Raw genomic sequence first — 12,345 nt, forward strand, 5'->3', positions numbered from 1 at the left:
CGCTGCTGGAGGCCCGTACGTACCCGGTGTCCGGCTCACTCGTCCTCGACCTGTACGACCGGGCCGGACTGGCGGGCGGCCGCTACCACTTGGACGCCACCCCGGACGGCGCCACCTGCGCCCCCACCACCCGCCCGGCCGATCTGACCATGGACATCGGCGAGTTGGGCACCGTGTGGCTGGGCGACGAGTCGACGGTCCGCCTCACCGCCCTGGGCCGCGCCCAGGAGGAGCGCCCCGGCGCCGCCGCCCTGGCCGACACGCTGCTGCGCACGCCGCGGCGGCCGTGGTGCCCGGACATGTTCTGAGGCGCTTGTGCTGACGCGCTTGCGCTCAGGCGTCACGCTCTGAGGCGTCACGGGTCCCGCGGGGCCAGCATCAGTTCCGCCATGCCCCGCACCGACCGCCGGTAGCGCGGCCAGTCCCCGTCCGCCGTCAGCTGCCGCACCAGCTCTCCGTAGAAGGCGGCCAGCAGCATGTGGGCCAGGAAGTCGGCGTCCAGGCCGGGCCGGATCTGCCGCATCAGATCGCGCACATGGGCGTGCCACCCCTGGTAGGTGGGGTCGCCGAACTTGTCCTCGCCGCAGGCGCGTTCATGCGCGGCGATCAGGGACAGATGACGGTGAGAGAGATCGGCGAGGGCGTCGAGGAAGGCCATGAGCCGTTCGTACGGCGGCAGGCCGGTGCCCAGCGGGCCCCCGGGCTGGTCGATGTCGTGCAGCAACTGGGCCGCGCGCTCGGCCAGCAGCGCCTGGAACAGCCCCGTACGACTGCCGAATCGGCGGAAGACGGTCCCCTTGCCGACCCCGGCGGCGGCCGCGACCCGGTCCAGTGAGACGTGTTCGGCGCCGCAGGTCGTCAGCAGCTCCTCGGTGGCGCGCAGGATCGCCCGCCGGTTGCGCGCGGCGTCGGCACGCTCTGCTCTGACCTCCGTCACGGCACGTCCCTGCGGGGTTGTAAGCGGACCAGGAGTCCTCATAGTATCCGCAGCAGAACCGGACCATCAGTCCGATTGCCTTGAGGAGCTGGCCATGAGTGCCGTACGCGCGCTGCTCGTCGATCCCGAAGCACCCAGGTCACTGCGGTTCGGGGAGATCCCCGAACCCGAGCCCGGCCCCGGCGAGGCCCTGGTCGAGGTGCGCCACGCCTCGATGAACTACGGAGAGCTGCGCTGGGCGCTGCACCGGCCGATCGGCGCCGTGCTCGGCTACGACGTGGCGGGCGTCGTGCTGCGCGGGGCGGCCGACGGCTCCGGCCCCGCCCCCGGAGCGCGCGTCGTCGCCTTCTCCAACGGCACCTGGGCCGAACGCGTCGCCGTCGCCACCGACGCCCTCGCCGAGGTGCCCGACGCCGTACCGCTGGCCGACGCCGCCGCGCTCCCGGTGGTCGGCATCACCGCCCTGCGGACGCTGCGCGCGGCGGGCGGCGTGCTGGGCAAGCGGGTACTGATCACGGGCGCGTCCGGCGGGGTGGGCCGGGCGGCGATCCAACTGGCGCGGCGCGGCGGCGCGTACGTCATCGCCTCGGTGGGCGCGGCCGCCCGCGGCGAGGGGCTGAAGGAGCTGGGCGCGGACGAGGTGGTGATCGGCCTGGACACGGTCGACCGGCCCGTGGACGTCGTCCTGGAAAACGTGGGCGGGCCGCACCTCGTGGCCTCCTGGAACCTCCTCGCCCCCGGCGGCACCATCCAGCAGATCGGCTGGGCAGCCCATGACCAGCCCGCCGTCTTCCCGCCCAACAGCATCTACTCCCCGGGCCCCGCGAAGTCGCTGCACTCCTTCTCGGACATGTCGCACCCCGGCCCGGACCTGGCGGTCCTCGTCTCCCTCGCCGCCCGCGGCGAGCTGTCGGCCGAGGTCGGCTGGCGCGGATCCTGGGAACGGGTGGAGGAGGCGGTGGACGCCCTGCTCGGCCGCCGGATCCCGGGCAAGGCCGTCCTCGACATCGCCCCGGAAGGACGGTGAGGGCATGCGGATCGGGCTGCTGCTGAACGCTTTCGGCACCCACTTGGACACCGTCGCGGACGAGGCCCGCGAGGCCGTGCGCACGGGCCTGACCACCGGCTGGCTGGCCGAACAGGGCGGCTGGGACGCACTCACCACGGCCGCGGCCATCGGCCCTCAGGTGCCCGGACTGGCCTGGGGCACCTCCGTGGTCCCCACATACCGTTCCTGGGGACTGAGCAGAGGTGAGTCCGCTCAGCCGCACGCCCCGAACGGTCTTGGGCGCACTGGTCCCCGGCGTACTCAACCCCGGGGCAGCGACACGCATCCTGTGCGTGGTCCGAGCCCGGGAGGCCGGCTCCCTCACGACCTGGCCATATGTGCACGGCCAGAGGCGACGGGGAGGCCCCGAACCATCACTCCGGTGGAGCGGGGGCCCCGCACGCTGGCACCGTACCCGGCGTCCCAGATCGCCCGCTCACCGTAGCCCGAACAGCCCACACCGCCGCAAGCCCGGAAGTCGACCATCACACGATCGAGCTAATTCACCCTCCCGGTCTGGGCGGGCCCGACCGCACTCGCCCGCCACATCGTGCCCACCCTCACCCGGGCCGCCGAGGGCGCCGGACGGCCCGCGCCACGCGTCGTCGCCTTCTTGCTCGTAGGGGTGACCAGGGAGCCAGAGGCCCGGCGGACGGAGCTGAGCGAGCGGTTCACCCAGGTCCAGCGGATTCCCAGCTATCGGGCGGTGCTCGACCGCGAGGGCGCGTCGGGCCCGGCGGACACCGCCGTGCTGGGCGAGGAGGCGGCCGTGGAGCGCGCGCTGCGGGCGCTGGCCGAGGCCGGGGCCACCGAGCTGATCGCCTCGCCCGTCGGCACCCCCGATGAGCAGAGCCGTACGAAAGAGCTGCTGGCCGCGCTCAGCAGCAGGACTTGAGCAGTCGGCGGGCGCCCGCGCCCTGTTCGCCGAGCTTGTCGTACGGGTTGGCCAGCGCGCATTTGTCGATCGACAGACAGCCGCAGCCGATGCAGTCGGTCAGGTGGTCGCGGAGGTTCTCCAGCTGTTCGATGCGGTCGGTGAGGTCCGAGCGCCAGCACTCCGAGATCCGGGCCCAGTCGTCCTTGGTCAGGACGTGGTCCTCGGGGAAGAGCGACAGCACGTCCCGGATCCGCGACAGCGGGATGCCGACGCGCTGCGAGGAGCGCACGAAGGCGACCCGGCGGAGCGTGTCGCGGGTGTAGCGACGCTGGTTGCCGGAGGTGCGGCGGCTGTGGATGAGGCCCTCGCGCTCGTAGAACCGCAGCGCGGAGGCGGGGACTCCGCTGCGCTGGGACAGCTCGCCGACCGTCAGCTCATGGGTCTTCCAGGTGAGGTGCGTCATGCTGCCGAGGGTAGCTTGACTTCAACCTTTGTTTAAGTCCGAGCCTCTTCTCATGACTACCGCAACCGCAGTTTCCACCGGCACCCCCAGCAGCCCGATCCGTCTCGCCGTCATCGTCGGCAGCACCCGCGAGGGCCGCTTCGGGCCCAAGGTCGCCGACTGGTTCACCGGCCGCGCCGCGCTGCGCGACGATCTGAGCGTGGACGTCGTCGACCTGGCCGACACCCCGCTCCCGCCGTGCCTCACCCATCAGCCCGGCGCCGAGGACGCCAAGGCGCTGGAGGCCGTGACCCCGCGCCTGGACGAGGCGGACGCGTTCGCCGTCGTCACGCCCGAGTACAACCACAGCTACCCCGCCCCGCTGAAGAACGCGATCGACTGGCACTACAGCCAGTGGCAGGCCAAGCCGGTCGGCTTCGTCAGCTACGGCGGCATCTCGGGCGGCCTGCGCGCGGTCGAGCATCTGCGGCCCGTCTTCGCCGAGGTGCACGCGGTCACCGTGCGCGACACGGTCAGCTTCCACGGCGCCTGGGACGCCTTCGGCCCGGACGGCCGGCTGACCGACCCCAAGGGCCCGGACACCGCCGCCACGGCCATGCTCGACCAGCTCGTCTGGTGGGCCGAGGCCCTCCGTACGGCGCGCGCGGCCCGTCCGTACGGAACCTGAGCTTTCAGGCCGTACGGCGGCGGAAGAGCACCCCGGACAGGGCGACCGCGACCGCCAGGATCCCGCCGCACCAGGACAGCGCCTGCCAGGCGCTGTCCCCCACCGGCTGGTCCAGCAGCAGCGCCCGCAGCGCCGCGATCACCGGCGTGACGGGCTGGTGGCCGGCGAAGCCGTGCAGCCAGTCCGGCATGGTGTCGATCGGCACGAAGGCGCTGCTCGGGTACGGCAGGAACATCATCAGGAAGGTGAATCCACCCGCGGCCTCCGGGGTCCTGGCGATCAGGCCGAAGCAGGCCGAGAGCCAGGAGATCGCGAGGATGAACGCCAGCAGGATGCCCGCCACGGCGAGCCAGTCGAGCGGGCCCGCGTCCGGGCGGAAGCCGATCAGGAAGGCGACGCCGAAGACGATGGTGGTCGCGACCGCGTTGCGCAGCACGCTCGCGGCCACATGACCGGCCACGAGCGCGGTGCCGGAGACGTCCAGCGAGCGGAAGCGGTCGATGATGCCGCCCGCCATGTCGTTGGTGACGGTGACCGCGGTGCTCGCCGAGCCGAACCCGGCGCACAGCAGCATCACGCCGGGGACGACGTACGTCACGTACCCGGTGCGGGTGCCCGTGTCGATCGCGCCGCCGAAGAAGTAGACGAAGACGAACATCAGCAGGACGGGCAACAGCATCGCGGTGAGCACCGCGTCGAGGTTGCGCCTGCTCAGCCGCACGGCACGGCCGGTCAGGACGATCGCGTCAGACATCGGCGGTCTCCTTCTGGGCGGCTTCCTGGTGACTGGTCAGGGCCAGGAAGACGTCATCGAGCGTGGCGCCGCGTACGGCGAACCGGCGCACGGCGCGGCGGTCGGGGTCGATCTCGTCGAGCAGCGCGCGGACGCGCGCGGCGTCCCCGTCGGTCGCGACACCCAGCGTCAGCCGGTCGGCGTCGCTGTGCACGAGGCGCCCGCCGAGGCGCCGGGCGGTCTCCGCGAACGCGGCGGCATCGGTGAGCACCAGGTCCAGACGCTCCCCGGCGACCTGCCGCTTCAGCTCACCGGAGGTGCCCTCGGCGACCACCCGGCCGCCGTCGACCACCGCGACGCGGTCCGCCAACTGGTCGGCCTCCTCCAGGTACTGGGTGGTGAGGAAGACCGTCACCCCGTCGTGGGCCAGCCCCCTGACGACGTCCCACATGGCCTGGCGGCTGCGCGGGTCCAGACCGGTCGTCGGCTCGTCCAGGAAGATCACCTCGGGCCGGCCGACCAGCCCGGCGGCGAGGTCGAAGCGGCGGCGCATCCCGCCGGAGTAGGTCCCGGCGGTGCGGCGGGCCGCGTCGGTGAGACCGAACCGCTCCAGCAGCTCCCGGGCACGGCCCCGGGCCCCGGCGCGGCCGAGGCCGGCCAACCGCCCCATCATGCACAGGTTCTCCTCGCCGGTCTGCATCTCGTCGACCGCCGCGTACTGCCCGGTGAGGCTGATCGCGCGGCGTACGCGAGGGCGGTCGCGGACGACGTCGTACCCCGCCACCCGGGCGTCGCCCGCGTCCGGGGGCGTGAGCGTGGACAGGATGCGCACGGTCGTGGTCTTGCCCGCGCCGTTCGGGCCGAGCAGCGCGAAGACGCTGCCGCGCGCGACGGACAGATCGATGCCCGCGAGGACCGTCACCGCCCCGTAAGCCTTCTTCAGGCCGTTCGCCTCGATGGCCGGTTGCCTGGTCATGGATGCCCCGTTCTCTCTTCTGCGTATGCCATACGCACTACTGCGTAAGGTATACACAGTTCTAGGATGGCGGTCAACGGCGCGGCGTCAGGGAGGGCTTACGGCCATGGCCATCGAGGAGAACGGCAGCGGCACCGGGCTGCCCGCGAGCATCGAGGCCGCGTGGGGGCTGCGCGAGCGCCGCACCAAGGGCCCCAAGCCCGGGCTGACGCTGAGCCGGATCGTCGACGCGGCGGTCAGCCTGGCCGCGACCGACGGCCTCGGGGCGGTCTCCATGAGCCGGGTCGCCGCCGACCTCGGCGTCTCCACGATGTCGCTGTACCGCTACGTCGCGGCCAAGGACGAACTGCTGCTGCTGATGGAGGACGCCGCCTTCGGCACACCCCCGCCCGGCCCGGCGCCGGACGAGGACTGGCGGACCGGCTTCACCGACTGGGCCTGGGCGCTGCGCGCCGCCTACCACCGCAACCCATGGGTACTGCGCATCCCGACCAGCGCCCCGCCCTCGACCCCCAACTCGGTGGCCTGGATGGAACGCGGGCTGGCCTGTCTGCGCGATACGAACCTGGGCGAGGGCGCGAAGATCTCCGCGCTGATGCTGGTCAGCGGCTTCGTACGGAACGAGGCGAGGCTGTCCGCCGACCTCGCGGCGGCCGCGCTGCGCACCGGGGACGACACCGGGCAGTCCATGGAGTCCTGGGCCCGGCTGCTGCGGAAGGTGACGGACCCCGAGCGCTTCCCCGCGGTGACCGCGGCCCTCGCGGTGGGCGAACTGGACACCCCGGGCGGCCCCGACGACGAGTTCGTGTTCGGCCTGGCGCGGATCCTCGACGGCCTGGAGGCCCTGGTCCGCGCTTAGCTTCAGGTGGCCAGATCCTCACACATCCTGGCCATCCGGCCACTCGTCGCCCGGCGGCCGCGTTGCGACGCTGGCCGGTATGAACGTGCTGTGGATATACGCCCACCCCGAACCCCGCTCACTGAGCGGCTCCCTGCGCGACGAGGGCCTGCGCGCCCTGCGGGAGCTGGGCCATGAGTGCCGGGTCTCCGACCTCTACGCCATGCGCTGGAACCCGGTCGTGGACGGCGCCGACTTCCGGCACGACGACGCGGAACGCCTGATCGTCGGCGCCTCCTCGCACGACGCCTACGACGCCGGGACGCTGAGCGAGGACATCCGCGCCGAGCAGGAGAAGATCGCCTGGGCCGACGCGCTGATCGTGCAGTTCCCGCTGTGGTGGTACGGGATGCCCGCCATCCTCAAGGGCTGGTTCGACCGCGTCTTCGTGAAGGGCTTCGCCTTCGGCGTCACCGGCCCCGACGGCCGCACCCTGCGCTACGGGGACGGCAAGCTGGCCGGAAAGCGCGCCATGGTCCTGCTCACCGCCGGTACCCCGCGGGCCGCGGCCGGTCCGCGCGGTGTCAACGGCGACATCGAGCATCTGCTGTTCCCGCTCCAGCACGGGACGCTCTGGTACAGCGGCATGTCCGTCCTGCCGCCGCACGTGGTCTACGGCGCGGACCGGCTCTCCGCCGAGCAGTACGAGGGCTACGCCGACGCCCTGCGCGAGCGGCTCGCCACCCTGCCGACCGCCGACCCGATCCCCTTCCGCCGCCAGAACGGCGGGGACTACGACGAGAACCTGGTCCTGCGGCCCGACGTCATGCCGGGTCACTCCGGTCTCGCGGTGCACTACGCAGCTCCAGCCGCCAGTCGTTGCACCGCATGAAGGAGCCGGGCGGGTACTCGACGTCGCACTCGCCGAGCAGCGTGAACCCGGCCTTGCGGCACACCCCGTTCGACGCGGGGTGGCCGGTGGACGGATAGGCGTGCAGACGGCGGTGGACGCCCTCGGCGGCCGCGGCGCGCGCGACCTCCCGCGCGGCCGCGGCCGCGATGCCCCGGCCCTGATACGACGGCAGCACGCCCCAGCCCGTCTCGTAGACCGTCTCCCCGCGCCACTCCCGCTCCCAGAAGCCGATCGCACCCGCCACCTCGGCCTCCCGCGCCACACCGCTCCCCTGGGACATCCGCCGCCTCCCGCCGTCGCGTCCTGCCCCATTCGACCACGGTGGCGCTCGGCCGCGGGTGGCGCTCGCCACTATTGCAAGCACCTTGCTTGCAATAGTTAGCACTCCTGGTGCAGCATCGAAGGCATGGCATCACTGAACGTCGGCAACCTCGGCGACTTCCTGCGGGAGCAGCGGCGCACTGCCCAGCTCTCGCTGCGGCAGCTGGCCGACGCCGCCGGGGTGTCCAACCCGTACCTCAGCCAGATCGAGCGCGGACTGCGCAAGCCGAGCGCCGAGATCCTCCAGCAGCTCGCGAAGGCGCTGCGGATATCCGCCGAGACCCTGTACGTACAGGCAGGGATCCTCGATGAGCGCGATCGGGAGGAAACCGAGGTGCGCAGCGTGATACTCGCCGATCCCACGATCAACGAGCGGCAGAAGCAGGTGCTGCTCCAGATCTACGAGTCCTTCCGCAAGGAGAACGGACACGGGATCGCCTCGGACGACGCCCCCGCCGACGCCGACGTCGCCACACCCTCGAACTGATCCGGGAGGACCAGAAACCATGGCCATCACCGACGACGTACGCAAGACCCTCACCGACCCGACCCCGCTCTACTTCGTCGCGGGCACGGCCGACCTCGCCGCCCAGAAGCTCAAGGAGGTGCCGACGCTGGTCGAGAAGATCGTCGCGGAGGCCCCGGAGCGCTTCAACCAGGTGCGCAACACCGACCCGAAGGCCGTGCAGGACCGGGTCACCCAGCAGGCGAAGGACGCCCAGGGCAAGCTCAACGAGGTGCTGGGCTCCCTGGACACCGACCTCAAGCGGCTCCGTGACTCGGCGCAGGACCTCGCCCTCCAGGGCGTCGGCCGCGCCGCCGAGCTGGCCGTCAAGGCGCGGGAGCGGTACGACGAGGTCGCCGAGCACGGCCAGGAGGTCGTGAAGACCTGGCGCGGCGAGGCGGCCGACGAGGTCGTCGACATCGCCTCCGCGATCGAGCCCCACGAGGAGAAGAGCGCGCCCAAGGCGCCGTCGCAGCCGGTCGCGGTGGACTCCACCAAGTCCACCTCCGCCAAGCCCGACCCCGCCAGGCCCGCCGCCGCCAAGGAGGCCCCGAAGACCTCGGCCAAGCCTGCCGCCCCGGCCAAGAAGGCTCCGACCCGCAAGCCCACCACCACCAAGAAGACGGACACCAAGCCGTCCCACTGACGCCTCTCCGACAGGGCTCTTTGTCGGGTGCGCACAAGAGGGCCGGGTACGCAGCCTGCGTGCCCGGCCCCGTCAGCGGGTACGGTGGCCCGTAATGCTCATCCCTCTTTTCCTCTGAGCGTCTCTTCTGGGCGGTGAACAGCGTGCTGGTGCAAGGTTTCGGCGAGTTGCTGTACTGGGTCTCCTGGGGCCTGCTCCTCTTCAGCCTGTTCGCCTTCGTCGACTCGGTGATCCGCCGCGAGGACGCCTACCGGGCCGCGAACAAGCAGACCAAGCCGTTCTGGATGATCATCCTGGGGCTCGCGGCCGCGGTGAACTTCTTCATGGGCATCATGAGCTTCCTGCCGATCATCGGGCTGATCGCGACGATCGTGTACATCGTCGACGTGCGCCCGGCACTGCGGCAGATCTCCGGCGGCGGCCGCGGCTGGCCGCGGGGGCGCGGCTCCAGCTCCGACGGTCCGTACGGGCCCTACAACGGCGGCCGCTGAGCGCGCGGCGCCGCATCGCGGCTCAGCCGCGGTCCAGCAGGAGCACCGCGAGGTCGTCGGTCAGCTCGCCGCCGTTCAACGCCCGGACCTCGGTGACCGTGGCGTCCAGCAGCTCCTCGCCGCGCAGCCCGGTCGCCATCTGGCGGGCGACGATCTCGACCATCCCCTCCTGGCCGAGCCGCTGCACCCCGGCCCCGACGCGGCCCTCTATCAGCCCGTCGGTGTACATCATCAGGCTCCAGGCGCCGCCCAGCTCGACCTGCCGGCGCGGCCAGCGGGCGTTCGGCAGCAGGCCGAGCGCGGGGCCGTTCTCGTCCGTGGGCAGCAGCCGGGGCGCCATTCCGGGCCGTACGGCCAGCGGTGAGGGGTGTCCGGCGAGGCAGACCCCGGCCCGTCGGCCGTCCGGGGCGATGTCGACGGTGCACAGGGTCGCGAAGATCTCGTCGTCCGGGCGCTCGTTCTCCAGTACCTGCTGGAGGGTGCCGAGCAGCTGGTCGCCGCAGAGCCCGGCGAAGGTCAGGGCGCGCCAGGCGATCCGCAGCTCCACGCCGAGGGCGGCCTCGTCGGGGCCGTGGCCGCAGACGTCGCCGATCATCGCGTGGACCGTGCCGTCCGGGGTGCGGACGGTGTCGTAGAAGTCGCCGCCGAGCAGGGCCCGGCTGCGGCCGGGCCGGTAGCGGGCGGCGAAGCGCAGTCCGGAGCCCTGGAGCAGCGGGGTCGGCAGCAGTCCGCGCTCCAGCCGGGCGTTCTCCTGGGCGCGCAGCCGGGACTCGGTGAGCTGGCGCTGGGCGAGGTCGGAGCGTTTTCGCTCGACCGCGTACCGGATGGCGCGGCTGAGGACGCGGCCGTCCAGCTCGTCGCGGAAGAGGAAGTCCTGCGCCCCGACCCGGACCGCCTCGGCGGCGCGCTCGGCGTCGTCCTCGGCGGTGAGGACCAGGACCGCCTGCGTGGGGGCGAGCTTCAGTACGGAGCGCAGCGTGTCGAGCGCGTCCTCCGCCTCGTGCTCGGGGCCGGGCAGGGCCAGGTCGAGCAGGATGCACTGCACACCGTCGGTGAGCAGCCGGGAGGCCTCGGTGAGATTACGGGCCGTACGGATACGGACCCGGTTGCCTTCGGTGTCCAGCATCTCGGGGACGTTGAAGGCGCCGGCCGGATCGTCCTCGATCACCAGCAGGGTGAGCCCGCTGTCGGGCAGGGCTGCCGGCCGGGCCTCGGTGGCCAGGGCCTCCCGCTGCCTCGGCACGGGTACGGACATCGCTCGATTCCTTCCCTCCCCCCGAGGGCGCGGCGCCCGCCGCCGACCGGCGGACCGCACGAACCGGCTCGCACACCGACTGGTCGGTTTCAGGGCATGCAAGCCGGATACTGCCAGGCGACTTTAGCGCTCGGCCCGGGCCCCTTGGAATGACCTCCCGGAGGCCACTTTTGTCATATGCCCCATGCCCCGGGCGACTTGGGGGAATTCGGACAGGGTCCGGAATGACAAAGGTCACGCCAACTCGTCGCCGTTTTGTGGAACCGAACACGGATGTTGCCGTTCGCGCCCCAACCACACCGGGGCGATGCGGACATATCGGCTGAATCATACCCACGGCGCGAAATCAGCCCGAATCAGGAGGCGTCCGGGCGCACCACACCCAGGATCGGCATCGACCCCGCCCCCGCCAGGGTGATCCGGCGGCCCGGCCGCGGGGCGTGGACGATCGCACCGTCGCCCACGTACATCCCCACATGACTGGCGTCCTTGAAGTAGATGACCAGGTCGCCGGGGCGCATCCGCGCGGTGCCCACCTTCGGCAGCAGCCGCCACTGCTCCTGCGAGGTCCGCGGGATGCCCCGGCCGGCCGAGGCCCAGGCCCGCTGGGTCAGCCCCGAGCAGTCGTAGCCGTCCGGGCCCACGGCGCCCCATACATAGGACTTGCCGATCTGGGCCGTCGCGAAGTCGATCGCGCGCCGCCCCAGACCGCTCGACCGTCCGCCGACGTCCCGAAGTATGCCGGTCTTGAGCCATTTCGCCTGAGATGCCCGGTCCCGCTGCTCCTGGAGCTGCCGCAGCCGGTCCCGCTCCTTGGCCTCCAGCCTCGACTCCAGCCGACGGGCACGGGCGAGCTTTTCGGTGATCTCCGCCCTTGCGGCCGCCTTCTTCGCCCGGCTCCGGTCGAGCCGCTCCCACTCCCGGGAGGCGGACTCGGCGTAGCGGTCGAGCGCCGCCCGGGTGTGCTCCAGCCGGTTCATCAGCCCATGGGCCGCCTTCTCGCCCTTGCGCGCGAGGGTGAAGCCGTCGAGGAAGCCGCTGGGGTCGTCGCCCAGCAGCAGCCGCGCCTCGGGCGGCATCCCGCCGCCGCGGTACTGGGCCCGGGCCAGCGCCCCGGCGCGCTCCCGCAGCCCGGTCATCTCCTTCTGCGCCTTCACCACGGCCCGCGCGATCTTCAGGATCGACTTCTCCTGGCGCGTTTGTTTCTCCCGCGCGAGGTTGTACGCGTCAGTGGCTGATTCCGCTTGCCGGTAGAAGCGGTCCACGTCCGAGCGGACCTTCTCCAGCCGTCCGCCGCCGGATCCGGCACCACGGGCGCCGTGCGACGCCGGTTCCGGTTCGCCGGGCGCCGCGTAGACAGGACCGGCGGGTAAGGCCGATGTCCCCAGCGCGCAGACGAGCGCGGCCGCCGTGGCGGCGCCCGCACCCCTCCCTCTCCCGTCCCGTCCCACCCGCCGGCCTCCTCTCATCCGAGTAGGGACGGATGGTGACATGCCGTACCGCAATCCGACAGAGCCACGCGCCGGTCGGTCGCGCAGTCGACGCGATCCGGGGTCATCAGAGGACTGAAGTAGACGGAAGCGGAGAGGGCCGGGCCGTGACCTCGCCGTTACCCGGCCACCACACTGACGGCCGAGGTTCACCGCTCGTTAACTCTTCCCCTTCGGCCGCTTCA

Annotated in this window: 15 protein-coding genes and 1 pseudogene; 9 read left to right on the forward strand and 7 right to left on the reverse strand. The window is 72.1% G+C overall.

The window, feature by feature from the left end:
• Positions 1-308 (forward strand): sterol carrier protein domain-containing protein (locus tag SSOG_RS20285; RefSeq protein ID WP_039938159.1); only part of this gene is annotated, 308 nt, incomplete at its 5' end.
• 47 nt (positions 309-355) lie between these two features.
• On the opposite strand, the gene SSOG_RS20290 is transcribed toward SSOG_RS20285, so the two are convergent.
• On the reverse strand, positions 356-937 hold the full coding sequence (locus SSOG_RS20290) for a TetR/AcrR family transcriptional regulator (protein WP_245606336.1): 582 nt from the start codon (positions 935-937) through the stop codon (positions 356-358).
• A gap of 94 nt (positions 938-1,031) precedes the next feature.
• Here SSOG_RS20290 and SSOG_RS20295 point away from each other — a divergent pair, with 94 nt between their 5' ends.
• Together SSOG_RS20295 and SSOG_RS20300 are read left to right on the forward strand one after the other, a co-directional pair.
• Entirely contained in the window at positions 1,032-1,964 is a 933-nt protein-coding gene (locus SSOG_RS20295) for a zinc-binding dehydrogenase (protein ID WP_208867365.1), read from the forward strand.
• Between the two features lie 646 nt (positions 1,965-2,610).
• Positions 2,611-2,880 (forward strand): LLM class oxidoreductase, encoded by a 270-nt coding sequence (locus SSOG_RS20300; RefSeq protein WP_154685958.1) that lies wholly within the window; start codon positions 2,611-2,613, stop codon positions 2,878-2,880.
• Here the strand turns inward: SSOG_RS20300 and soxR are convergent.
• A complete protein-coding gene (gene soxR, locus SSOG_RS20305) occupies positions 2,864-3,325 on the reverse strand; it encodes a redox-sensitive transcriptional activator SoxR (protein WP_009716123.1) in 462 nt (153 codons plus the stop codon). The two genes, SSOG_RS20300 and soxR, sit on opposite strands and share 17 nt — an antisense overlap.
• A gap of 52 nt (positions 3,326-3,377) precedes the next feature.
• Here soxR and SSOG_RS20310 point away from each other — a divergent pair, with 52 nt between their 5' ends.
• Positions 3,378-3,992, forward strand: a complete 615-nt coding sequence (locus tag SSOG_RS20310; protein ID WP_009716124.1) for an NADPH-dependent FMN reductase — start codon at positions 3,378-3,380, stop codon at positions 3,990-3,992.
• A gap of 4 nt (positions 3,993-3,996) precedes the next feature.
• On the opposite strand, the gene SSOG_RS20315 is transcribed toward SSOG_RS20310, so the two are convergent.
• Positions 3,997-4,746 carry an ABC transporter permease gene (locus SSOG_RS20315; protein ID WP_009716125.1) on the reverse strand — a complete coding sequence of 250 codons (750 nt, stop codon included), beginning with the start codon at positions 4,744-4,746 and terminating at the stop codon, positions 3,997-3,999.
• A complete protein-coding gene (locus SSOG_RS20320) occupies positions 4,739-5,701 on the reverse strand; it encodes a daunorubicin resistance protein DrrA family ABC transporter ATP-binding protein (RefSeq protein ID WP_039938162.1) in 963 nt (320 codons plus the stop codon). Before SSOG_RS20320 ends, SSOG_RS20315 begins: the two co-directional genes overlap by 8 nt.
• A gap of 106 nt (positions 5,702-5,807) precedes the next feature.
• Here SSOG_RS20320 and SSOG_RS20325 point away from each other — a divergent pair, with 106 nt between their 5' ends.
• Both SSOG_RS20325 and SSOG_RS20330 read left to right on the forward strand, forming a co-directional pair.
• Positions 5,808-6,560: a TetR/AcrR family transcriptional regulator gene (locus SSOG_RS20325; RefSeq protein ID WP_039938164.1), complete on the forward strand. Its 753-nt coding sequence runs from the start codon at positions 5,808-5,810 to the stop codon at positions 6,558-6,560.
• 79 nt (positions 6,561-6,639) lie between these two features.
• Positions 6,640-7,431 carry an NAD(P)H-dependent oxidoreductase gene (locus tag SSOG_RS20330; protein ID WP_009716128.1) on the forward strand — a complete coding sequence of 264 codons (792 nt, stop codon included), beginning with the start codon at positions 6,640-6,642 and terminating at the stop codon, positions 7,429-7,431.
• Here the strand turns inward: SSOG_RS20330 and SSOG_RS20335 are convergent.
• Positions 7,364-7,744: pseudogene (locus tag SSOG_RS20335) on the reverse strand (GNAT family N-acetyltransferase); the annotation flags it as partial. The gene SSOG_RS20330 and the pseudogene SSOG_RS20335 sit on opposite strands and share 68 nt — an antisense overlap.
• A gap of 114 nt (positions 7,745-7,858) precedes the next feature.
• Here SSOG_RS20335 and SSOG_RS20340 point away from each other — a divergent pair.
• The 3 genes from SSOG_RS20340 (at position 7,859) to SSOG_RS20350 (ending at position 9,415) form a co-directional block, all read left to right on the forward strand.
• Complete coding sequence (locus SSOG_RS20340; protein ID WP_009716130.1) at positions 7,859-8,260, forward strand: helix-turn-helix domain-containing protein; 402 nt, start codon at positions 7,859-7,861, stop codon at positions 8,258-8,260.
• Between the two features lie 19 nt (positions 8,261-8,279).
• Positions 8,280-8,924: a hypothetical protein gene (locus SSOG_RS20345; protein ID WP_009716131.1), complete on the forward strand. Its 645-nt coding sequence runs from the start codon at positions 8,280-8,282 to the stop codon at positions 8,922-8,924.
• Between the two features lie 143 nt (positions 8,925-9,067).
• Positions 9,068-9,415, forward strand: a complete 348-nt coding sequence (locus SSOG_RS20350; RefSeq protein WP_009716132.1) for a DUF2516 family protein — start codon at positions 9,068-9,070, stop codon at positions 9,413-9,415.
• A gap of 22 nt (positions 9,416-9,437) precedes the next feature.
• Here the strand turns inward: SSOG_RS20350 and SSOG_RS20355 are convergent, their stop codons facing one another.
• Both SSOG_RS20355 and SSOG_RS20360 read right to left on the reverse strand, forming a co-directional pair.
• The gene (locus tag SSOG_RS20355) at positions 9,438-10,670 is read right to left on the reverse strand and encodes a PP2C family protein-serine/threonine phosphatase (RefSeq protein ID WP_039938166.1); all 1,233 of its coding nucleotides are present in this window, start codon (positions 10,668-10,670) and stop codon (positions 9,438-9,440) included.
• Between the two features lie 356 nt (positions 10,671-11,026).
• Positions 11,027-12,121 (reverse strand): C40 family peptidase, encoded by a 1,095-nt coding sequence (locus SSOG_RS20360; RefSeq protein WP_245606337.1) that lies wholly within the window; start codon positions 12,119-12,121, stop codon positions 11,027-11,029.
• Positions 12,122-12,345: the final 224 nt, after the last annotated feature.

Source organism: Streptomyces himastatinicus ATCC 53653 (assembly GCF_000158915.1).
Classification (GTDB): domain Bacteria; phylum Actinomycetota; class Actinomycetes; order Streptomycetales; family Streptomycetaceae; genus Streptomyces; species Streptomyces himastatinicus.